Source organism: Mycobacterium sp. (assembly GCF_032159565.1).
In the GTDB taxonomy this organism is placed as follows: domain Bacteria; phylum Actinomycetota; class Actinomycetes; order Mycobacteriales; family Mycobacteriaceae; genus Mycobacterium.
The window spans coordinates 15375-36687 of the sequence record NZ_JAVHWR010000017.1; the positions used below are offsets into that span (position 1 = coordinate 15375).

Annotated in this window: 20 protein-coding genes and 1 tRNA gene; 6 read left to right on the forward strand and 15 right to left on the reverse strand. The window is 67.4% G+C overall.

Going from position 1 to position 21313, the window contains the following annotated elements; genetic code table 11:
- Nucleotides 1-97 precede the first annotated feature (97 nt).
- The 5 genes from pbpA to QOC76_RS02120 form a co-directional block, all read right to left on the reverse strand.
- On the reverse strand, nt 98-1573 hold the full coding sequence (pbpA, locus tag QOC76_RS02100) for a D,D-transpeptidase PbpA (protein WP_526353661.1): 1476 nt from the start codon (nt 1571-1573) through the stop codon (nt 98-100).
- Entirely contained in the window at nt 1570-2985 is a 1416-nt protein-coding gene (gene rodA / locus QOC76_RS02105; RefSeq protein WP_526353663.1) for a peptidoglycan glycosyltransferase RodA, read from the reverse strand. Before rodA ends, pbpA begins: the two co-directional genes overlap by 4 nt.
- Nucleotides 2982-4499: a PP2C family protein-serine/threonine phosphatase gene (locus QOC76_RS02110; RefSeq protein ID WP_526353665.1), complete on the reverse strand. Its 1518-nt coding sequence runs from the start codon at nt 4497-4499 to the stop codon at nt 2982-2984. The genes rodA and QOC76_RS02110 overlap by 4 nt, the downstream gene beginning before the upstream one ends.
- Before the next feature lie 22 nt (nt 4500-4521).
- Entirely contained in the window at nt 4522-4989 is a 468-nt protein-coding gene (locus QOC76_RS02115) for an FHA domain-containing protein FhaB/FipA (RefSeq protein ID WP_526353667.1), read from the reverse strand.
- Between the two features lie 112 nt (nt 4990-5101).
- Nucleotides 5102-6589 (reverse strand): FHA domain-containing protein, encoded by a 1488-nt coding sequence (locus tag QOC76_RS02120; RefSeq protein WP_526353669.1) that lies wholly within the window; start codon nt 6587-6589, stop codon nt 5102-5104.
- Nucleotides 6590-6814: 225 nt separating this feature from the next.
- On the opposite strand from QOC76_RS02120, the gene QOC76_RS02125 reads away from it, so the two are divergent.
- A tRNA-Leu gene (locus tag QOC76_RS02125) sits at nt 6815-6897 on the forward strand.
- Nucleotides 6898-7158: 261 nt separating this feature from the next.
- Complete coding sequence (locus QOC76_RS02130; protein ID WP_526353671.1) at nt 7159-7683, forward strand: hypothetical protein; 525 nt, start codon at nt 7159-7161, stop codon at nt 7681-7683.
- Nucleotides 7684-7759: 76 nt separating this feature from the next.
- On the opposite strand, the gene QOC76_RS02135 is transcribed toward QOC76_RS02130, so the two are convergent.
- On the reverse strand, nt 7760-8614 hold the full coding sequence (locus QOC76_RS02135; RefSeq protein WP_526353702.1) for a hypothetical protein: 855 nt from the start codon (nt 8612-8614) through the stop codon (nt 7760-7762).
- Between the two features lie 23 nt (nt 8615-8637).
- On the reverse strand, nt 8638-9222 hold the full coding sequence (locus QOC76_RS02140) for a TetR/AcrR family transcriptional regulator (protein ID WP_526353673.1): 585 nt from the start codon (nt 9220-9222) through the stop codon (nt 8638-8640).
- Between the two features lie 75 nt (nt 9223-9297).
- Between QOC76_RS02140 and QOC76_RS02145 the strand changes: the two genes are divergently transcribed.
- From QOC76_RS02145 to QOC76_RS02155, 3 genes are read left to right on the forward strand one after another with little or no spacing between them, the layout of a single operon-like run.
- Nucleotides 9298-11577 (forward strand): molybdopterin-dependent oxidoreductase, encoded by a 2280-nt coding sequence (locus QOC76_RS02145; protein ID WP_526353675.1) that lies wholly within the window; start codon nt 9298-9300, stop codon nt 11575-11577.
- 13 nt (nt 11578-11590) lie between these two features.
- Nucleotides 11591-12094 (forward strand): pyridoxamine 5'-phosphate oxidase family protein, encoded by a 504-nt coding sequence (locus QOC76_RS02150; protein WP_526353677.1) that lies wholly within the window; start codon nt 11591-11593, stop codon nt 12092-12094.
- A gap of 1 nt (nt 12095) precedes the next feature.
- On the forward strand, nt 12096-12575 hold the full coding sequence (locus tag QOC76_RS02155; protein WP_526353679.1) for a nitroreductase family deazaflavin-dependent oxidoreductase: 480 nt from the start codon (nt 12096-12098) through the stop codon (nt 12573-12575).
- Between the two features lie 5 nt (nt 12576-12580).
- On the opposite strand, the gene QOC76_RS02160 is transcribed toward QOC76_RS02155, so the two are convergent.
- From QOC76_RS02160 to QOC76_RS02185, 6 genes are all read right to left on the reverse strand, one after another.
- Nucleotides 12581-13399: an acyl-CoA thioesterase domain-containing protein gene (locus QOC76_RS02160; protein WP_526353681.1), complete on the reverse strand. Its 819-nt coding sequence runs from the start codon at nt 13397-13399 to the stop codon at nt 12581-12583.
- Between the two features lie 33 nt (nt 13400-13432).
- Nucleotides 13433-13729 carry a GNAT family N-acetyltransferase gene (locus QOC76_RS02165; RefSeq protein ID WP_526353683.1) on the reverse strand — a complete coding sequence of 99 codons (297 nt, stop codon included), beginning with the start codon at nt 13727-13729 and terminating at the stop codon, nt 13433-13435.
- Nucleotides 13722-14708 (reverse strand): pirin family protein, encoded by a 987-nt coding sequence (locus tag QOC76_RS02170; protein ID WP_526353685.1) that lies wholly within the window; start codon nt 14706-14708, stop codon nt 13722-13724. Before QOC76_RS02170 ends, QOC76_RS02165 begins: the two co-directional genes overlap by 8 nt.
- A gap of 15 nt (nt 14709-14723) precedes the next feature.
- Nucleotides 14724-15137, reverse strand: coding sequence for an EVE domain-containing protein (locus tag QOC76_RS02175; RefSeq protein WP_526353687.1), 414 nt, complete (start codon nt 15135-15137; stop codon nt 14724-14726).
- Between the two features lie 69 nt (nt 15138-15206).
- Entirely contained in the window at nt 15207-15617 is a 411-nt protein-coding gene (locus QOC76_RS02180; protein ID WP_526353689.1) for a DUF5313 family protein, read from the reverse strand.
- Nucleotides 15614-16108: a MarR family winged helix-turn-helix transcriptional regulator gene (locus QOC76_RS02185; RefSeq protein ID WP_526353691.1), complete on the reverse strand. Its 495-nt coding sequence runs from the start codon at nt 16106-16108 to the stop codon at nt 15614-15616. The genes QOC76_RS02180 and QOC76_RS02185 overlap by 4 nt, the downstream gene beginning before the upstream one ends.
- Before the next feature lie 95 nt (nt 16109-16203).
- Between QOC76_RS02185 and QOC76_RS02190 the strand changes: the two genes are divergently transcribed.
- Nucleotides 16204-17769, forward strand: a complete 1566-nt coding sequence (locus QOC76_RS02190; protein ID WP_526353693.1) for an acyl-CoA carboxylase subunit beta — start codon at nt 16204-16206, stop codon at nt 17767-17769.
- Between the two features lie 208 nt (nt 17770-17977).
- On the opposite strand, the gene QOC76_RS02195 is transcribed toward QOC76_RS02190, so the two are convergent.
- Nucleotides 17978-19729 carry an AAA family ATPase gene (locus tag QOC76_RS02195; RefSeq protein ID WP_526353696.1) on the reverse strand — a complete coding sequence of 584 codons (1752 nt, stop codon included), beginning with the start codon at nt 19727-19729 and terminating at the stop codon, nt 17978-17980.
- A gap of 45 nt (nt 19730-19774) precedes the next feature.
- Nucleotides 19775-21313: type VII secretion protein EccE (gene eccE, locus QOC76_RS02200; RefSeq protein ID WP_526353698.1), on the reverse strand; the 1539-nt coding region annotated here is incomplete at its 5' end.

Below are 21313 nucleotides of genomic sequence, written 5' to 3' on the forward strand. Positions count from 1 at the left end.
TGCTCGCCTCCCGCTCGTCCCCTGCCCTTTGGGCGTGGGCCCACCGGTCCTCGCGCGTGCCGCGCTGCGATCCTCACTCGCGCTCGGCTTCGGGGGCTCATGAGCCCTCCCGCAATGCTGCGGCGATCGTGGCCCTGCCGATGGGCGCGGCCAGCGCGCCGCCGGTGGCCGAAAGCCGGTTGCCGCCGTTCTCCACCAGCACGGCTACCGCTACTTTCGGTGCGCGGGCAGGCGCAAACGCGATGTACCACGCGTGCGGCGGGGTGTTGCGCGGGTCGGTCCCGTGCTCCGCGGTGCCTGTCTTCGATGCGATCTGCACGCCGGCGATGGCTCCCTTCTGCTGCGTCACCTGCTCGGCGTCGACCATCAAGTCAGTAAGTGTATCGGCGACCTGCCCCGACACTGCACGGCGTTGTTCGTGCGGCGATGTCGTCTCGATGTTCGACAGGTCGGGCCCCTTGAGGCTGTCGACCAGGTACGGCTGCATCGTTATCCCCTTGTTCGCGATGGTGGCGGCCACCAACGCGTTCTGCAGCGGTGTGAGCGCGACGTCCTTCTGCCCGATGCTCGACATTCCCAGGGCGGCGGCATCGCTGATCGGGCCCACGGTGGACTCGGCGACCTGGAGCGGGATCGGCGCGGGACTCTCGTCCAGGCCGAAAGCCTGCGCGGTGTTCTTCAGCGCGTCGGCGCCGGTGTCGATGCCGAGTTGAACGAATGCGGTGTTGCACGATTTGGCGAACGCCTCGCGGAGCGAGGCGGTTGGGCCGCCACCGCACGCCGCGCCTCCGAAGTTCTCCAGCGTTGCGGTGCTGTCCGGCAACGGGATCCGAGCAGCGGACGGCAACTGACTGTTCGGTGTCGCGCCGCTCTGCAGTGCAGCGGCCGTGGTGATGACCTTGAATGTGGACCCCGGCGGGTACGTCTCTGAGATGGCCCGATTCAGCAGGGGGTTACCGGGGTTGTCCCTCAGCTGCTGCCAGGCGTCGGACTGCGCGTTGACGTCGTGGCTGGCCAGCAGGTTGGGGTCGTAGGAAGGAGCCGACACCATCGCCAGGATCTTTCCGGTCGACGGTTCCAGTGCCACCACCGCGCCGGTGCACGGGCCGCTGCAGCCGTCCTGCATCGCATCCCACGCCGCTTGCTGCACTTGAGGTTTGATGGTGGTCGCCACGTTGCCGCCGCGCGGGTCGCGACCGGTGAAGAAGTCGGCGAGCCGGCGACCGAACAGCCGTTCGTCGGAGCCGTTGAGGATGGTGTCCTCAGCGCGTTCCAGGCCGTTGCTCGAGAACCGCAGCGAGTAGAAGCCGGTGACGGGCGCATAGGTGAAGGGGTTCGGATAGACCCGCAGGAACCGGAACCGGCCGTCCGTCGACACCGAGTAGGCCAGCAGCTGACCGCCCGCCGAGATCTGGCCGCGCTGGCGCGAGTACTCGTCGAGCAGCACGCGCTGGTTGCGCGGATCGGCGCGAAGGCCGTCGGCCGTGAAGACCTGTGTGAGCGTGGCGTTGGCCAGCAGCAGCACGATCAACACCATGATCATGACCGAGATCCGGCGCAGCGAGGTGTTCATACGCGCTCGATCACCTCGGTGCCGGCCGACGCGATCGGCGACTTGTTCGGCGGCCGGGTGACGATCGGGCGGCGCGCGGCATGCGAGATGCGGATCAGGATCGCCAACAGCACGTAGTTGGCCAGCAGCGACGAACCGCCGTAGGACATCCACGGCGTGGTGAGACCCGTCAACGGGATCAGCTTGGTCACGCCGCCGACGACGATGAACAGCTGGATCGCCAGGGTGGACGCCAAACCGGCGGCGAGCAGCTTGCCGAAGCTGTCGCGCACCGCGATCGCAGTGCGCAGGCCGCGGACGATGACGATCGTGTACAGCATCAGCACACCGGCGAGCCCGACGAGCCCGAGCTCCTCACCAACCGCGGCGATGATGAAGTCCGTCGACGCCGCGGGCACAACGCCGGGCTGACCGTTGCCAAGGCCGGTGCCGAAGATCCCGCCGGTGGCAAAGCTGAACAGTGACTGCACCATCTGGTAGCCCGCGCCGTCGGGATCGGCGAAGGGGTCCAACCAGTTCTGCACCCGGGTCTGCACGTGGGCGAAAATGTAATACGCCGCAACGCTTCCCGCCGCGAACAGGGCGAGGCCGATGACGACCCAGCTGAACCGCTCGGTGGCGACATACACCAGCACCAAGAACGACGCGTAGAGCAGAAGCGAGGTGCCGAGGTCCTTCTCGAAGATCATCACACCGACCGAGAGGATCCACGCCGCAAGCAGTGGCGCCAGGTCGCGAGGCCGGGGCAGGTCCATGCCGAGCACATGCTTACCGGCACTGGTGAACACGCTGCGCTTGGACACCAGCACGGCGGCGAAAAAGATCAGCAGCAGGATCTTGGAGAACTCGGCGGGCTGAATCGAGAAGCCGGGCAGCGCAATCCAGATCTTGGCGCCGTTCTGCTCCGACATCGACGCAGGCAGTACGGCGGGAATCGCCAGCAGTATGAGACCTGCGACACCGCAGACGTAGCCGTAGCGCGCCAGGACGCGATGGTCACGCAGGAAGACCACCACCAAGGAGAACGCGATGACGCCGACCAGCGTCCACAGCATCTGCTGGTTGGCGCTCGGCCCGCGCACCCCGCCGGAGGTGACGTCCCCGGCGGCGAGGTCCAAGCGGTGAATCATCACCAGCCCCAACCCGTTCAGCAGCGCGACCACCGGCAGCAGAAGCGGGTCGGCGTAGGGCGCGAAACGCCGGATCGTCAGGTGCGCGCCGGCGAACAGCGCTATGTAGGCCAGCGTGTAGGAGGCCAGGTCCCAGCTCAAGCCCTGCTCCTGGTTGGCCTCGACGATGAGGAGGGCCACGGTGGTGATGACGGTCGCGAACCCCAGCAGCAACAGCTCGGCATTGCGTCGGTTGGGCAGCGGCGGCAATACGGTGACGGGCGGCTGGGGTTGTGTCGTCATGACACGGTCCGGCAGGTCTTGCCCGGCTCGGAGGGCGGCGGCGGCAGCGCGGTGGCCGTCGGCGTCGGTGACGGGGGAGCGGTGACGGGCATCGGCGTCTCGGGAGCCGGACCGGGCAGCGGTCCGCGCGTCGGGCCGGCCGCGGGGCTGTTGGGATCGGTGGGCGTTTCGGGTGCGGGCGTCTCCGACGGGCCGGGCGGGGGAGGTGGCGGCGTGACGGTCGGAGTCGGCGGGGGCGGGGTGCGCGTGGGGCAGGTCGGCAGGACCGAGCTGCGGGCGAGCTCCTCGATCTGACCGATGGCGTTGTCGAGGCTGCCCGACGGCAGGCCGGCGATGATCTGAGCGCGTTCCGACGGCCGCATGTCGTTGACGTTGAGCATCCGGCAGTTCAGGTTGTTGCGGGATTGCCCGGGGCTGATGAGCGACAGGTCATTCCGTTCGTTCAGGCAACCGAGGAGATACGGCTCCTGCAACTGATAGCCGAGAAAGGAACCCTGAACACCGCGCATGATCGACACCGTGCCGTCGTGCTGCGTGACGTAGTAGTTGCTGCGGAGGATTTCCCTGCCGACGTAGAGCCCGGCCAGCAAGATCAGGACCAGCACCGCCACCGCGATGACGATCTTGCGTCGCGAACGCGGCGGGCGCGGGATCTCTTCGGGTTGCGGCACAACGCGCTTGGCCTCGTTGCGCCGCGGGTTGAAAGCCGACGCGCGCCCCGCCGCGGTGTCGGGTGGAGCGGCTTGATCGTCGTCCCCGGACACCGCGCCGGCGAGGATCGGTTGGGTTTGCCCGTAGTCGTAGTCGATGACGTCGGCGACGACCACCGTGACGTTGTCCGGACCGCCACCGCGCAGCGCGAGTTCGATGAGCCTGTCAGCACTTTCGGCCACATCCTCGAGCTGCAAGGCGTCGAGGATCGTGTCATGGCTGACGGGATCGGACAGCCCGTCGGAGCACAACAGGTAGCGGTCGCCGGCACGGGCCTCCCGCATGATCAGCGTGGGCTCGACCTCGTGTCCGGTGAGCGCCCGCATGATCAGCGAGCGCTGGGGGTGGCTGTGCGCCTCCTCGGCGGTGATGCGGCCCTCGTCGACCAGTGTCTGAACGAAGGTGTCGTCTTTGGTGATCTGTGCGAGTTCCCCGTCGCGCAACATGTAGCCGCGGGAGTCACCGATGTGCACGAGCCCAAGCCTGTTGCCGTCGAACAGGATTGCGGTGAGCGTGGTGCCCATGCCCTCGAGTTCGGGGTCGGCCTCGACGTGCGCCGCGATGGCCGAGTTGCCATCCCTGACCGCGGAATCGAGCTTGGAGAGCAGATCGCCACCCGGCTCGTCGTCGTCGAGATGCGCCAACGCGGCGATCACCAGTTGGGACGCCACCTCGCCTGCGGCGTGACCGCCCATGCCGTCTGCCAGTGCCAGCAGGCGCGCGCCGGCGTACACGGAGTCCTCGTTGTTGGCTCGGACCAGGCCGCGGTCGCTGCGCGCGGCGTATCGAAGCACTAGCGCCATCGTGCTCCTCGCGTTTGCGGCGTCACGGGCGCAGCTCGATTGCCGTTTTGCCGATTCGAACCGGCGTGCCTAATGGAACCCGTACCGCCGTAGTCACCTTCGCCCTGTCGAGGTATGTGCCGTTGGTCGATCCTAGGTCTTCCACATACCATTCCGAACCCCGCTGCGACAGCCGGGCGTGCCGAGTGGACGCGTAATCGTCGGTAAGCACCAGGGTCGAGTCGTCGGCGCGACCGATCAGCACCGGCTGGGTGCCCAAAGTGATTCGGGTACCGGCCAACGCGCCGTCGGTCACTACCAGTGTTCGGGCGATGCGGCGTTTCTGTCGCGACGGCAGCAGCGAACCGCGCAGCGCCAGCCCGCGCCGCACCATGACCGCTCCGGTCGGCGCGTAGATGTCGGTGCGCAGAATTCGCAACACCGACCAGATGAAGAGCCAGAGAAGGAGAAGGAATCCGACGCGCGTCAGCTGCAGCACTAATCCCTGCATCCGACGTCCTCTCCGTCCCCACCCTTCGGCAACGTCACGATACTTGGACGGCCATCAGCGTGAGTAAGAAGCAGACAGCTTGTACCCGTGCTGTGACCGGCGGCCGAGACCCTCAGTGGACGCGGACGATGATCTCGGAGTGTCCCAGGCGGATCACGTCGCCGTCGGCCAACTGCCACTCCTGCACCGGCGCGTTGTTCACGGTGGTGCCGTTGGTGGAGTTGAGGTCGGCCAGCAGCGCGACCTGGCCGTCCCAGCGGATCTCCAGATGCCGACGGGACACCCCGGTGTCGGGGAGCCGGAACTGGGCGTCCTGGCCGCGACCGATCACGTTGGCGCCTTCGCGCAACTGATAGGTGCGGCCGCTGCCGTCATCGAGCTGAAGGGTGATGGTGGCGCCGCCTGCCGGGTAGTCGGGCTGGCCGTAGCCGCCGCCGTAGCCGCCGCCCGGTACGCCTGCGGGAGTGCCGTAGTCATATCCAGCGGCTGCGGGCTCGGCGTAACCCTGATCGGGGTAGCCGCCGCCGGCCGGCTGACCGTACTCCTGGCGGCCGTATTCGGGCTGGCCGTACTCCTGACGGCCGTACTGCTGGCCGCCGTAGCTCTGATCCTGGTAACCGCCGCCCTGATCCGGATAGCCGCCCTGGTCGGGGTACGCCGCGGGCGGACGGCCGTAGTCGTCCTGACGTGGCGGGGCGGGCTGGCGGCCGTAGTCGCCGCCGCCGTAGTCACCGCCGTAACCGGGTTGACCACCGGGCGGTGGGTAGCCGCCGGGTGGTCCCGGGCGGTAGCCCCCCTGATCGGGGTAGTTGCCGCCCTGCTCCGGGTAGCCGGCGCCACCCTGCGGCGGCGGGCCGTAGCCGGCGGCCGGCGGACGCTGGTCGTACTGTTGCGGTGGGTAGCCGCCCTGCTCCGGGTAGCCACCGGGCTGATCCGGGTGGCCACCACCGGGCTGCTCTGGGTAGCCGCCCTGCTCGGGATAACCCGGGCGCTGGCCGTAGCCGGGGTCCGCCGGTGGCGGATATCCCCGCTGGTCGGGCGGGTACTGGCCGCGGGGATCCTGGCCGCCTTCGCGGTCCTCCGGGCGCCCGTAGCGCTCGTCGTAATACTCGTCGGGCCGCCCCTGTCCCTGGCCACGGTAATTCGGGTTGTCGGTCATCGGTTGTACTCCTGGTTCTGCGGTGTACGCGCGGTCTGGTTGTGCTGGGGCGGGTTCGCCAGTGGTGGAGTCGGGGTTGACCACACCACGAAGGCGAAATTGTCCGGTATGCAGGTTCGCTGACTGCTCGAATCTAACGACCACATCACCATACGTTTGCCACCCCTGCTCATGGATGTAACCCTCCAAGTGCCGGGCGAAAGTGGCTGAAGTGATGTCCGGGTCAGCGCTGACCTTCTGGTAGTCGGGCACGCTGAGGGTAATGACGTACTCGTTGGGCGCCAAGATCCTGCCGCCCGCCAATTCCCGTGCGCCGGCCTCGGCTTCCCGGTGAAGCATGGCCTCGACCTCTTGAGGCACGATCGATCCGCCGAAGACCCGCGCGAAGGCATCGCCCACGGTCGCCTCAAGCTTGCGCTCGATGCGGTCAACGAGACCCATCTAATCGCCCGCCTAACTCGCCGTAGTCCGTCATTTCCCGATCAGATGCTCGGTCACCCGCGTGTCGTGTAACCACACCTGTCACATTGCATGGTATCGGGCCAGTACACCGATGCGGGACCAACAGAACTCTGAGAATCGTTCAGGTGCTGGTGGCGGCGCTCTGCGCCTGATCGGTACGGTTGGGGATCGGGTCGGCCGCAGTGATAGGCTGCCCCGTTGTTGGGGCGAGTGGCGGAATGGCAGACGCGCTGGCTTCAGGTGCCAGTGTCCTTCGGGACGTGGGGGTTCAAGTCCCCCTTCGCCCACAATTGTGATGAGTCGAGTCATGGGTTACACGTGAGTCGCGTCATCGGTTACAGATGCCCGGGCCATCGGCCCGGGCTTTTCTGTTGGTTGCGCCGATAGAGGCGGCGCGAGAGTTCCTATGCGCGCCCCATCCGTTCTGAACTGGGCTACCACCAGCAAATTGACGTAGCGAACTACTCGTGTCAAGGCTGAGTCCTCCGACCAAACTTGCAATTCATCAGGAGCAAAACCCTGCACGCATCGGTTTGGCGGAGGTCATCATGAGCGGCGCAACACGTACCGTGGCATTCCTTCTCTTCACGCTGGCGCTGATGATCGGCTCGGCGGCCTCGCCCGCACCTTCGAACGCGTCACCCGATGGCGGCGTCGTAGGGGGATATGCTCTCCTCCCACCTAGAATTCTGCATTGGCCACAACCTCCTGTCGGCGACGACATCCATCTGCCGAATTCACTGCGGGAGACCTCCGGCCCTGCATCCCCTCTCGAAACCATCACCATGGTCCGGCTTTTCGGGACAGCCGCGGTCAGTGCTCAAGAGCGGGCGGTGGCGACGGCCGCCTGTGAGGCAATGAATCTCGCGTTCCTCGGTGCCGGGCAACGCGACTTCTTGAAGGAAGCAATCTACTCGAACGTCGATGAGGGGGAGTTCAATGCCGGGCCGTTCGCGGAGGCGGGAATCAACTCCGCCATCGGCCGGGCAGCGAGCGCCATCTCCGCTGCCCGATACGGCGACGGACTTCTCAAGTTCTACCTCGGGACGTGTTACCAGCCGAAGCTCGGCTGACGAGGCGGCTATGGCGGCAACCCACCGTCAATGCCGCAGCCGGGCGCGACGGCCGTAGCTCACCTTTGCGGTCGAATTACCCTGTCTCATAACGGAAAACGTACGACGCGGCGGTGATCGCCTTGTCGTCGTTGCCTTCGTCATACAGGACGGCACGCGCGGCGACGGTGCCGTCGGCGCCGACGATCGGCTGCGCCTCGACGCGGAAGGGCCCGATCTTGCCGCGGGCAAGAAACATCACGTGCGACGACGTGCCCTGAAGTCGGTTGGTGCCTGCCGCGCCGCACGCCACGTCGAAGGCGGCTGTCTCGAGGATGACGAACTGGGGGCCGATGTGCAGCGCGGCGTCGGGTGACGCCACCTCGGCGGACAGCTTCGGCAGCACCCAGTGCCCGTCGGGCCGGCACGCTCCGCCGAACGCCTGCCACAACGGCGGCAGGTCGGGGGAGTCGACGATCTCGAGCGGGACGTGCTCCATCTTCTGAAGGCCGTCCGGCGGAACGCCGATGCTGACGCCCTGCCCTTCGGTCAGCGCGAGCACCCGGTCGGGGTTGTCGGCGTCGACGATGGTCGAGCGACTGTAGGCCATCTGCCGTCCCTGCTTGAGCACCTCGGTCTTGACCTCGAAGCGTTCGATGTCTTGGCCCGGGTCGAGGATCTGGCCGGACCAGATGACGGGATTCGGCACGGCCTCGAGGTCGGAGACGCCTCCGCTGTCGGGTGACGCGATACCGAGCACCGCGAGCAGTAGTCCGCCGGACGGGTTGCGCATGTCGCGGCGCACCGTGACGGTGTCGTCGGCAGCGCCGTTGTCCATCGAGGCGTGGAAGCGGCCGATGTAGCGATAGCTCAGCAGGCCGCCCCAGCGCCTGCGGAGTTCCGCCGCATACGCCTCGGGGTCGTTCGTCAGCTCCCGGATGTCACGAAGAATTTTCGGTGCTCCTCACGTGTGCGTTACCCGCTCAGCACACCGCGCAGAACGAGATCGGTCAACTCCTTGGCCGCCCGGTCGGTGTTGGCGACGTGTCGCACGCACACCGCGTACCAGGCGCCGCCTGCGATCATGTCCATCAACGTGTCGGCGCTGATACCGCGTCGGGCCACGCCCGCATCTGCCGCGGCATGGACCTTGGCGGCCAGTTGGCTGCGGGCGGCGGCCTCCAGCCGGTCGCTGATCACTCGACGCATCCGCCGGTCAGAGCGCAGATCAACCATCAAACCCGGAATCGCTTCGCGCACAGCGGGATCGCGGTACATGGCAACAGCTCCCGTGCATAGCCGGGCGATCTCGCCGGCGAAGTCGTCCTCCGGCGGTTCGGGGCCGAGGTCGGGGAACACGGCCTCGTGCACGAGTTGCGCCTTCGATGTCCAACGGCGATATACGGCCGGCCTGCTCACCCCGGCGGTGACGGCGATCAGGTCGATGGTCGTCGCCGAGTAGCCGCGCTCGACCAGCAGCGTCCGCGTCGCGGCCAAAACGGCCTCATCGATGGCCGGGTCGCGGCGCGAGCCCTGCCGACGATGCCGTGTCGTGCCCACGATGTCCTTCCCGGGATGCGGATTTGTCGATACAGTCTGTCACAGCAACCGCGGGTGCAGGACGAGGAGGCATTGATGACGGCAGGACTCTCAAAGCCCGTGGCCGCGACCGGAGAAGACGGCAGGCATCTCTACACCTGCCCATTGTGTGAAGCGATGTGCGGCTTGGAGATTCAGGTCGAGGACGGCAGGGTCGCGAGCATTCGCGGCAACCGGGACGACACCTGGAGCCGAGGGCACATCTGCCCCAAGGGCGCGACACTGGGCGCCCTGCACGAGGACCCCGACCGCGTCCGGCATCCGATGATCAAGGTCGACGGCCAGTGGCGGGAGGTCAGCTGGGACGCCGCCTTCCGGCGCTGCACCGAACTGCTCGCCCCGGTCATCGAGAGCCACGGCATCGGTGCGGTGACCTGCTACACCGGTAACCCGCTCGCGCATTCCTTCTCCCTCGGCCGCTACACCGGCGTGCTGCTCGGCATGTCCGGAATCCCGCTGAGCTATTCACCCGGCACCGTCGACCAGTGGCCCAAGAACCTTTCGTCGCACCTGATGTACGGCGGTTGGTGGACCTTCCCGGTGCCCGACGTCGAACGCACGGACCTGCTCGTCGTGATGGGCGCCAACCCGGCCGCATCGCAGGGATCACTGCTCGCCGCACCCGACGTAATGGGCATCATCGACGGAATCCGCAAGCGCGGCAAGGTCATTGTGATCGATCCCGTTCGCACCGCGACCGCTGTGCGCGCCGACGAATGGCTACCGATCACGCCGGGCACCGACGCGGCGTTGCTGCTGGCCGTCGCCCACACGATGTTCGCGGAAGATCTCGTCAACCTTGGTGGACTGGCGCCGCACATCGACGGGCTGGACCGGATGCGGGAGGTGGCCGCGCAGTGGTCACCCGACCGGGTCGCGGCGGTCACCAACATCGACGCCGAACGCATCCGCGAACTGGCCCGGGAACTCGCAGGCACCCGATGCGCGGTCGTCTACGGCCGGATCGGCACGTGCAACCAGGAATTCGGCAGCCTCGCGAGTTGGCTCGTCGACGTCGTGAACATCCTGTCCGGCCATTTCGATGTCGAGGGCGGCGCCATGTTCCCGCGGGCCGCCGCATGGTCGGTCACCGTGCAGCCGATTCCGGGACTCGAGGACGGCGCGCCGGAGTTCGGCCGGTTCCGGACCCGCGTCCGCGGCGCCAAGGAAGTGCTGGGCCAGGTACCTGTGTCCTGTCTGACCGAGGAGATCGCCACCCCCGGCGAAGGCCAGATCAAAGCGCTGATCACGGTCGCGGGAAATCCGGTGCTGTCCACGCCCGCGGGCCACAAGCTCGACGAGGTGCTGCCGACGCTCGACGCGATGATCGCCGTCGACTTGTGGCTCAACGAAACCACCCGGCACGCCGACGTGATCCTGCCCGGCTCGTCGCCGCTGGAGCAACCGCACCATGACGACCTGATTCTCAACTTCGCGATCAACAGCATCGCCAACTACTCCGCACCGGTGTTCGCCCGACCCGACCCGGACGCGCCGGAGGAGTGGGAGATCCTGATCCGGCTGACGGGCCTGTGCACCGGCACGCCCGCCGAGGCCGTCGACGTCGCGGCGATCGACGACGGCTTCTTCGACTACATGGCATTCACCAAGGGCCTCGACGGCGCCGATATCCGAAAGCGCTACGAGCACGGCGGGCCCGAGCGGATCCTCGATCTCACGCTGCGCACCGGCCCGTTCGGTGACCGGTACGGCGAGAACCCCGAGGGGGTGACGCTCGACAAGCTCAAGGCGCAACCCAACGGCATCAACTTCGGCCCAATGATCCCGCAGGTGCCGGAGGTGCTCGGAACCTCCGACGGCAAGATCCGGCTGGCGCCGCAGTACCTACTCGACGACCTGCCCCGGCTGGCCGCGCGTCTGCAGCGCGCGCCCGACGAGCTTGTCCTTGTGAGCAGGCGCCATCTGCGGTCCAACAACTCCTGGCTGCACAACGTGGGACCGCTGATGAAGGGCGCGGACTTTGCGCACGCGAGGAGCATGAGCAACAGATGCACGCTGCTCATGCATGACGACGATGCGAAGCGTCGGGAGGTGCGAACCGGCGATCTGGTCGCGGTCACGTCGTCGGGCGGCCGCATCGAGGTGCCGGTCGAGGTGACCGACGCGATCATGCGGGGCGTGGTGTCGATGCCGCACGGCTGGGGCCACGGCAAGGAGGGCACCCGAATGGCCATCGCGAACGGATCGCCCGGCGTGAACACCAACGTGCTGTCGCCGCCGACGTTCATCGACGAGCCATCGGGCAACGGGGCGCTGAACGGCATCCCGGTGACGGTGACCCGGGTGCGGACCTGAAATTATCGACGACGTGGGCAACAACGAGCGGGCAAAGATCGTCATGTCGGACGAGGAGATCGCTGAATTCATCGAGCGCAGCCGCACGGCCACGATGGCCACGGTGCTGCCGGACGGGCGACCGCACCTGGTCGCGATGTGGTACGGCGTCATCGACGGCGAGGTCTGGTTCGAGACCAAGGCCAAGTCGCAGAAGGCGGTGAACCTGCGCCGCGACCCGACCATCACGGTGATGATCGAGGATGGGCAGAGCTACGACACCTTGCGCGGAGTCTCGATCGATGGCCGCGCCGAGATCGTCGACGACCCGGAGACGAATCTGCGCGTGGGCATAAGCGTGTGGGAGCGTTACACCGGCCCCTACACCGACGACATGCGCCCTTTCGTCGACCAGATGATGCGCAATCGGATCTGCGTGCGTGTGGTCCCCGGCCGGATCCGCAGCTGGGATCACCGCAAGCTCGGGATGGACCCGATGCCGATCGGCGGCAGCACCGCACAGTACCTAGGGTCGTGACATGGACGCAGACAAGAAGCCCAAGCAGCTGAACGCGCCGTTCGTCAAGACCGCGATGAGGTATTCGAGCCGGGCGGCCGCCTGGTTGTACCGCAAGTCGGGCGGCAGGATCGGCGGCACCTGGCGGGTGGGCGCGGGGTTCAAGAAGCCCGTGCCGAGGCTGTTGCTCGAGCACCGGGGCCGCAAGTCCGGGAAGCTGTTCGCGTCGCCGCTGGTGTACATGACCGAGGGCGACAACGTGATCGTCGTGGCGTCGATGGGCGGTCGTGACGATAATCCGCAGTGGTACCACAACCTGGTCGCCGACCCCGACGTGCACATCGAGATCGGTCGCGACCGACGCGCGGTGCACGCCGTTCTGGCCGGCCCCGAGGAGAAGCAGCAGCTCTGGCCGAAGCTCGTCGAGGCTAACGCCGACTTCGATGCATACAAGGCGTGGACCGACCGGGACATCCCGGTCTTCATCCTCAAACCGCGCTAGCCGCGCTAGCCGCGCGAAGGGGGCCGAAAGCCCGGGTTCGCGAGGCCCGTCGCCACCCCGCTGCCGATAGGGCCGAGATGGTCGAAGATCGCGGCCGTCCCGGTGGCGACTCCGGCGTGGCTGTAGTGGGTGAGTGCGGCGAGGCCGATGTACTCACCCTCCGGTAGCCGGCTCAGCGTCAGCGTGTAGTCGGCATTGATGAAGTTCAATCCGCTTGCGCTGGAATGGGTTAGAGAGCTCGTCACGTCACCGGCCATCGCGGCACGGACGAAAGCTGTGAGAGCTTCGCCGTCGACCAACGGCTTGACCTCGCGCACCCACGCGTACTTCTGACCGCCGTGCCGCCACTCGGACAGATCCATGCTGGGGGCGGCCATATCCGAATTCGCGCCATAGGCCCACAGTTCCATGGTGAAGTCGCCTGACGTATCCGCGGGTTTGGCGGGCGGCGGCGGCATGTCGATCGGCAACGCCCACACCGGCTCGTCCGGTTGGCTGGTACGCCGCAGGAACAGTGCACTGGCCCTGGCGACGACGGTGCCGTTCTGCCGCATCGACGCGTCCATCAACCGAAGCCGCCTGCCGTCGCGTTCGACGGTGGTGTCCACTCGAACCGGATCGGCGAGCGCGACGGGCCGCAACAGGTCGACGGTCAACCGGGCGGGCTGAAACTCGGGGTCGCCTCCGGCGCGTTCGATCGCCCGCCCCAACAGCCCGCCGATGAACGTGCCGCTGATCGTCGAGCCCCATGGACCTCGCGCGATCGGCCTTGGCACCAGGTCGTCCCCGTCGACGGCGAAGAACGCCTGGTCATGAATGGTCATCGTGACAGACGATAGCTGGCCTAATTGTCAGCGCTAGTCGACAACAATGTCCTGGTACTCGTCGTGCTTCTCGACGTAGGCCACCACCGTCGGGCACTTGGGAACGATGCGCTTGCCCGCATGGCGCGTCTCCTTCAGCGCCTCGGCGATGAGAAGCGTTGCCAGGCCGCGTCCTTCGTAGTCCTTGTCGACCTCGGTATGGGTGAAGATGCGTCGCTCGCCGCGGTCGAGGAACTCGACCCTGCCGACTTCCTTGCCGTCGACGGCGATGGTGTAGCGATCCCTTTCGGCGGTGACGGTGGCGGGGGCGCCGGTCTTGTCTTCAGTCATGCAATTCCTTCGGGTTCGGGTTCGGGTTCGGCCGTGGCCGCAGGGTGGCGTTCGGTAGCGCGGGTGCGGGCAAGCGTGAAACGGTGCCGCGGTATCCGTCGACGGCGCCGAACCGGTCGTCGTGGGCTTGCCACATCCGCCGGTAGGCGGCGATGTCGTCGTGGCTGCGGCCGACGAAGTTCCACCACATCACCAGCTGCTCCTCGAACGGCGGTCCACCCAGCAGCACCACCCGCGCCGGGCTGTCGCCCGGGTTGTGCAACGTCAGCACGTCGCTACCGGCGCCCTGGAATGCGAGGTCGGCGACGTCGAGCGGCATGGCGGCCGACTGGAGCCGGCCCTGGTCGAGCAGCACACCGTGTTCGAACGCCGGGTCGATGTCGAGCTCGACCCGGGCGCACGGTTCGAGATCCACCTGCGCGCCGAGTAGCGGCGTGAACGTGTGCACGGGTGATCGGCTACCCGCGAGAGCGCCGAGGAACACCCGCAAGACGGCGCCGGGCACGAACACCGATTCGGGTGCGTAGTGGGCGAAGTCGCGGCCCGTGTCGCGATCGGAGTCGGGCAGCGCGACCCACAACTGAACCCCGTGCAGGACCGTCGTGGCCGCGGTAGAGACCTCGGAATGACAGATGCCCGCGCCCGCGGTCATCAAGTTCAGCTCGCCGGGGCGGACGAATGCGTGCACTCCCGCACTGTCGCGGTGCTCGACCTCGCCCTCGAACAGCCAGCTGACGGTCTGCAGGCCGGTGTGCGGATGCGGCGGCACGTCCATGCCGACGCCATCGCGCACATCGTGGGGCCCGTAGTGGTCGGCGAAACACCACGCCCCGACCAGCGAGCGCTCCCGCTGCGGCAACGTGCGGCGAACGCGGATGGCCCGCGGGCCGCCCAGCGGCACTTCCCGCGGATGCAGCACACCGGTGAATGCCGATGCCGCGCAGACCACTTCGGCAGGCGAGGCGTCGGTGTTGCTCACCTGGCCACAGTATCGCTACCCCGTCATCGCCGAGCGGATGACGTCGAGGTCGTCGTCGTCGATCCGGAAGGCCCCGAAGCGGAACTTGTACCCCCAGCGACTCTTGTCCTCGATGAAGCCGAGCCGCTCGATCAGGGGCCTGATGGGCGTCTCGGTGCAGGACAAGAAGTCGACGTTGCGCCGCCACGGATGCAGGTCGTCGGTCATCTCCACTTGATAGGGCTCGTCGTCGGCGACCTGTCCAATGGCGGTGAACGCCTGCAGCGGGTCACCGCCGGGGTAGGCGGTCCGAGGCGAGTAGAAGACGATCCAGTCGCCTCGCGCCATCTTGCGCAGCATGTTCGGCTTCCCGTGGTTCGCCTGTGTGAATCGGCCGCGGACACCACGTTCGACGTGGTCGCGGCTGACGGTGTTGATCCAGTTCGTCATGCCCGCACGCTAAGTCGCGGGTCCGACACCCGCGAGGGCTCGATCAACAGCCTGTGGACAACCCTGCGGCTAGAACGGGCTGCTGTTGGACTGCCAGCGAGCCTCGTCCGGGCGGGGGCCGTATTTGGCGATGTAGGCGTCGTGCAGGTGGGCGTTCTTCTTACGGTTGATCTCGTCCACGAGATTCGGGTCAAGACCGTGCTGTGCCAGCCGGTGGCGGCGCCACACCTTGTTCAGCGCCAGCGTGATCAACAGGGACCAGATGTAGATCGGCGCCGTCATTTCCAGGTGGACGTACAACGACGCAGGAAGCAGCCAGAACGGTGCCAGCACGAGAAGCGGCGGGATCGCGTAGCGGATCATGTGCCTGCGCACGGCCCCCGGACCAGCGAGATCGTGACGTACCCAGTCGCGGTACTCGCCGGGAAGCCGCCGGCCGAACACATAGCCGAGAAATTGGGCCGGTTTGGGTCGGTTCATGAGCGTTCTCCTTCGAGGGCGCCTGCGGCGAGCGCGGCGCCGTTGATTCGGGTCAGCATCGTGTGCAGATGCTCGAGTTCGTCGAGCCCGACACCCAGCCGCTCGATGACAGCGGGCGGGATCTTGAGGGCCTTTCGCCGAAGCTGGATACCCGCTTTGGTGAGTTCGACGTCGGTGGCCCGCTCGTCGGTGGCAGACCGCGTCCTGGTGACGAGGCCGAGCGCCTCGAGGCGTTTGAGCATCGGCGACAAAGTGGCCGAATCCAGCTGTAGCGACGACGCGATCTCCTTGACGGACAGCGCCCGCCCGGTCCTGTCGGCGCGGTGGTGGTCCCACAGCGCAAGCATCACCAAATACTGCGGGTGGGTCAGACCGAGCGGCTCCAACAGCGGCCTGTACACCGCGAGCACTGCGCGGTTGGTGATGGCCAGCGCAAAGCAGACCTGGCGTTCGAGCGCCAGCGGGTCGAGCCGTTCGTCGAGCACGGTCATGCCTCGATCGTACGCTAATAGTTAGTGTGCGATCTAAATGGTGACGAGGCTAACCATCGTCAGGGCAGGCTCAGGCCGCGGGCTAGCGTTACCGCATGAGCGACGGTGCGATCCGTGACGACCACGCCGAGCTGCTTCGTCGGCGGGCACTCACCGAGGACGCGGCCCGGCCGGACGCCGTCGACAAGCGGCACGCATACGGCCGCACCGCGCGGGAGAACATCGACGACCTCGTCGATCCAGGTTCGTTCGTCGAGTACGGCCGGTTCGCCATCGCGGCACAGAAATTCCGCCGCGACCTCGACGACCTGATCGCACGCACGCCCGCAGACGGGCTGGTGGCAGGCACTGCGCGCATCAACGGCGAGCTCGTCGGCGACGAACGCAGCGCATGCGCGGTGCTGTCCTACGACTACACGGTGCTCGCCGGGACGCAGGGCTATCTGGGGCACCGCAAGAAGGATCGATTGTTCGAGTTGATCGACCGGATGCGCTTGCCGACCGTCTTCTTCGCCGAGGGCGGCGGCGGCAGGCCGGGCGACACCGACTACCCGACGGTGTCCTCGCTCGAGACGCGCGCGTTCAAGCTCTGGGCTCAGCTGTCGGGTGTGGTGCCGCGGATCGCGATCGTGAAGGGGCGCTGCTTCGCGGGCAATGCGGTCATCGCGGGCGCCTCCGACCTCATCGTCGCCACCCGTGACGCATCGATCGGCATGGGCGGCCCGGCCATGATCGCCGGAGGCGGCCTCGGTGACGTGCACCCGGACGAGGTCGGACCCATCTCGGTGCAGGAGCCCAACGGCGTCGTCGACGTGGTCGTCGCCGACGAAGCGGAAGCGGTCGCCGTCACGAAGACGCTCATCGGGTACTTCCAGGGGCCGATCGCACCCGCAGGCAGCGGCGACCAAACCGCCTTGCGCACAATGATTCCGGAGCGCGAGCGGCGCGCCTATGACGTCGGCCCGGTGATCACGACGCTGGCCGACGAGGGGTCGGTCACGTTTCTGCGGCCGCGGTTCTCCCGTGAGATGGTGACCGCGTTCGCACGCATCGGCGGCAGGGCGGTCGGGGTGATCGCCAACGACACGCGCTACATGGCTGGGGCGATCACCGCAGCCGCAGCCGACAAGGCGGCCCGCTTCCTGCAGCTGTGCGACTGTTTCGGGATTCCGGTGGTGTCGCTCATCGACTGTCCGGGGTACATGGTCGGTCCGGCCGCCGAGGCGGAAGCGTTGGTGCGCCGCGCGTCGCGGATGCTCGTCGCCGGAGCCGCGATGCGGGTTCCCTTGGTCGCTGTCGTGCTGCGCCGCGGTTACGGGCTTGGCGCACAGGCGATGACGGGCGGCAGCCTGCACGAGCCGGTGCTCACCGTGGCGTGGCCCGGCGCGCATCTCGGCCCCATGGGGCTGGAGGGTGCGGTCCGGCTGGGCCTGCGCAAGGAGTTGGATGCGATCGCCGACGACGGGGAGCGGGAGGAGCGGGTAAGGCAGGCGACGGCTGCCGCACAGCAGCATGCCAGAGCGCTCAACGCCGCTCAGCTCTTCGAGATCGACGACGTCATCGACCCGGCCGACACCCGGCGGATCATCGCAGAGACGCTGACGGCAGCGACTGCTCATGCCGAACCTGGGCCGCCGCGGCGGTTCGTCGATACCTGGTGATAAGTGGGGACGGTGCCGCCATAGCGCCTCACGGCAAGTGGTCGCTCGAAGCGACGGTTCTGGGGTGGTACCCGGGGCATGTTCGGCACCGTCGCAGGGTTTAACGGGCGCCGGGCACGAACTATTCCACCGAACTATTCCACCGCGAGCGTGCGTAGTTGTACGGGCTCGCGCGGCGTGTCGGGCGCAGACACGCACGCTCGCGCAGTTAAGTGATCGCCAGTGCGGCGGCGATGGCGCGCCGCATGTCGTCGTCGTTGACGACCAGGTCATCGTCGGCGGCCTGGGCGAGGAGTTGGGGCGGGGTGCTGCTGAGCCGACGGGCGCGCTCGTGCTTGCAGTGCACGATGACCTTGCGCGCGAACCTGCCGTTGCCCGCGGTGTCCAGCGCCGTGCCCTGCTCGATGGGGGTGTCGCGCAACCGGGCGGCCTCGTCGTGCAGCAGTGGCCAGGCCGTGTCGGCGATGGCGATCTTCTCCTTGCCCGCGATCAGCCGGCCGATCTGCACGATCTCGTCGGGCGTATAGCTGGTGAACGACAAGGTCAGATGGAAGCGCGAGGCCAGACCCGGGTTGGCCTGCATGAACCGCCGCATCTCCTTCGGGTAGCCGGCGACGATCACCACCAGCCGGTCGCGGAAGTCCTCCATGTACTTCAGCAGCGTGTTGATCGCGTCCTTGCCGAACGAGTGGCCTTCGTGTTCTGGCGCCAACCGGTATGCCTCATCGATGAAAAGCACACCGCCGAGGGCGGATTCACACACTTCCTTCATCCGGGCCGCGGTCTGTGAGATGTATCCGACGACGAGGTCCTCCTCGGTGACCTCGACGACGGTGGGGTGCTCGATCTTGCCGAGCCCGAACAGAAACTCAGCGGCGATCCGGGCGAACGACGTCTTCGCAGTGCCGGGCGGTCCTTCCAGAACCATGTGGTTCTCGTTTGTCACCGACGTCTCCTCGCCCCTGGCGGCGAGGATCTGATCGATCTGGATCTCGGTGCGCCACACCGTGATCTGTTCCTTCGGGCCGCTCAGGCCGATCAGCTCGTCGAGCTTCCGCTGGGCGCCTGCGAGTACCGTGTCCTTCTGTTCCTCCAGCGCCTCGGCCGCACGCTGCGCCTTGGACGTCTCGGTGCCGGGATCCCACGGATCGGTGCGGGTGGCGATGGTCTCCGAGTCGGTGACAATCAGCCGGTAGCCGGGGTTCGCCAAAGCTTCGGACGCGGCGTCGAGGAGCACGCCGTTGTTGGTCGCCTGCTCGAAGGACGCCCGCGCGGCATCCTCCTGGCCCAGTTCGCGCTGGCACCAACCCCTGGTCAGCGCGGCGTCGGCCGCGATGTACTGGTTCTTCGTCGCAACGGTGTGCACGCGATCCAGCGCGGTCTGGAACTGACCGATGCTGGCGGCGGCCGCCGCGGCCAGGGTGTCGACGGCGGCGGTCAGGTCCTCGACCACGTGGGTGGCGTGTGCCGGGGGTGATTTGACGGTGATTTTCAGGACGTCGGGCCAGCGCTGCGCCAGGTGATAAGCGGTGGCGCCGACGAACTGGGCCCATTGGGCCGCCAAGGCGTCTCCGGAGACGACCGGGTCCTCGAGCACGTCGATCGCATCGGCGAACCGCCGGTCGGCGATCAGCGCCGTGGCATAGGCCAGCGCGATCGTCGAGCGTGACCAGACCGGCATCGTGACGTACAGCGGCGCGTCCAGGCGGGCATGCAGATCGCCGTCGACCAACCCGATCCGCCGGGTCTCCCGGTACAGCGACCGCGAATTGCGATGCGCCGCCTCCAGAACGTCGAGGGCGTGATCGCCGCACGCGATGCGTCCGAGCCAGGCGTCGGACATCGTCGGCTGCGCGCCGGTGATCGCGACGAAGCCGGTCAATGCGCCACGCGTGTCGCCGGCCTTGAAGCGCTCGATCGAGGTGTCGAAGGAGCGGCGCTGATCGGTTGCTGCGGTCAATTGGTGCTCCTCACGTCCGCGCAAGTCATTGAAACGCGCATTCTCCTATGCGGTTTGGCCGGCGGCGCCCAGGAAGGGCTGCTCGGCCTTGAACGTAGCGATCTGTACGTCGGTGGTGAACGCCGACGTGGCAATGCGGACCACCGACGCCGATATCTGGGTGAACGACAGATCCGGTGTCGGCGCACTGCGGTCGGCGTAAGCCTTGCTCCTCGCGTCCGCGGCCTCACCGATTGTGATCACCGACGATGCCAACCCGGCGGGCGGTGGTCCGCCGGGCCGGTCGCTGACGATGATCGACGGTACGAACTCCGGGGGATGCCTGCGGTCGACTACCGCGATCAACGGCTGCTCGAGTTGGCGCCAGCGGGCGGGTTTGTCGGTGTAGATCGCGATGCGCTCGCCGACGGCCGCCGCCCGCACCAGCAATTGGCAGGCGTAGGGCATGCCGGTGTGCAGCGCGATACGGGTGGCCTGGTCCGGGTCGGTCAACGACAACAGCAGCAGGTCGCCGCGTTGGGTGGTGCCGACGAGTACGCCCGAGGAGCCGATCGGCAGTTCGAGCGGCGAGGCGTCCAGCGGCCGGGCCGGCATGGCGTCGAAGCGGCGTGGCAACGGGGCCGACCGGGTCGCCGCGGGACCCTGATGGCCGGGCAGCGGGTTGAGGTAGAGGGTTGGCGGCCTGGTCGGTGCCTGCGGGTCGTTGACGCGCACCAGGGCGGACACCCAGGCGCGACCCTCTGGCGCCATTCCGCCCCGCGCGTGCGCGGTCGGCCCGCGCTTCTTGGTCAACGAAATCGTCTGCACCACAGAGTCTGAACGCAACGCCCACATCTGGTTGAGCGTGTTGGTGGTGATGTCCTCGGGTGAGAAGTAGTAGGAGGTCAGGTATCCGGGATGGGCCTCGATCGACTTCCACGTCTCGGTCGGCGCCACCGGAGTCGGGATGCGGGGACCGACGGGCGCGTTGTCGGGTTCGGCTTCGGCAGGCACCACGGCCAGGCTTGCCCCAAGATCGCCCAGGTTCGCGTCGAGGTCCTTGGCGGTCAAGGGCTTGGCCCGCACACCGCGCTGCAGCAGCGCGTTGACGATGCGTTCGGTGGCCGCCGCCGCCGCCGCGCCGACCGTGGAGCGGTAGGCCAGCCCCGCCACCGAATCAGCGATGTCGAGGCGCACGAGCAGATACGTCCTGCGCTGCCCCGCAGCCGGTCGGTCAGCCAGCAGGGTGGAGTACAGCGGCGGATAGCCGGTGCCGCGGCGGACACGCAGGCCGCTGGAAACCACATCGATGCCCGACAGCCGGATGCCGCCGGGTTGATCGAGAAGGTCGGTCAACGCCTCCAGCGGCAACCTGTTCGGGGTCAGAGCCGTGGCCGACCCGGTCAGCAGCGTCGGCGAATACGCCTGGCCGGTCACCTCGATCATCGTGATCGCTTCGCCGTCGAACCTTTCCGGCACGCGCACGCCGTAGAGCGAGGCGCCGTGCGGGATGTCGACGGCAGGGGCGGGCGATTCGCGGCGGCGCCGCCGACGCCGCCAGCGAATACGGTCGAAAAACCATCGAACGGCGTTGCGGCGGTACAC

Excerpts from the sequence above, each read along its gene's own strand:
- QOC76_RS02130 (WP_526353671.1), top strand. The coding sequence starts at position 7,159 with ATGAGCGGCGCAACACGTACCGTGGCATTCCTTCTCTTCACGCTGGCG.
- rodA (WP_526353663.1), bottom strand. The coding sequence starts at position 2,985 with ATGACGACACAACCCCAGCCGCCCGTCACCGTATTGCCGCCGCTGCCC.
- pbpA (WP_526353661.1), bottom strand. The coding sequence starts at position 1,573 with ATGAACACCTCGCTGCGCCGGATCTCGGTCATGATCATGGTGTTGATC.
- QOC76_RS02185 (WP_526353691.1), bottom strand. The coding sequence starts at position 16,108 with ATGACCGTGCTCGACGAACGGCTCGACCCGCTGGCGCTCGAACGCCAG.
- QOC76_RS02190 (WP_526353693.1), top strand. The coding sequence starts at position 16,204 with ATGAGCGACGGTGCGATCCGTGACGACCACGCCGAGCTGCTTCGTCGG.
- QOC76_RS02120 (WP_526353669.1), bottom strand. The coding sequence starts at position 6,589 with ATGGGTCTCGTTGACCGCATCGAGCGCAAGCTTGAGGCGACCGTGGGC.
- QOC76_RS02155 (WP_526353679.1), top strand. The coding sequence starts at position 12,096 with ATGGACGCAGACAAGAAGCCCAAGCAGCTGAACGCGCCGTTCGTCAAG.
- QOC76_RS02145 (WP_526353675.1), top strand. The coding sequence starts at position 9,298 with ATGACGGCAGGACTCTCAAAGCCCGTGGCCGCGACCGGAGAAGACGGC.
- QOC76_RS02180 (WP_526353689.1), bottom strand. The coding sequence starts at position 15,617 with ATGAACCGACCCAAACCGGCCCAATTTCTCGGCTATGTGTTCGGCCGG.
- QOC76_RS02175 (WP_526353687.1), bottom strand. The coding sequence starts at position 15,137 with ATGACGAACTGGATCAACACCGTCAGCCGCGACCACGTCGAACGTGGT.
- QOC76_RS02165 (WP_526353683.1), bottom strand. The coding sequence starts at position 13,729 with ATGACTGAAGACAAGACCGGCGCCCCCGCCACCGTCACCGCCGAAAGG.
- QOC76_RS02115 (WP_526353667.1), bottom strand. The coding sequence starts at position 4,989 with ATGCAGGGATTAGTGCTGCAGCTGACGCGCGTCGGATTCCTTCTCCTT.
- QOC76_RS02110 (WP_526353665.1), bottom strand. The coding sequence starts at position 4,499 with ATGGCGCTAGTGCTTCGATACGCCGCGCGCAGCGACCGCGGCCTGGTC.
- QOC76_RS02160 (WP_526353681.1), bottom strand. The coding sequence starts at position 13,399 with ATGACCATTCATGACCAGGCGTTCTTCGCCGTCGACGGGGACGACCTG.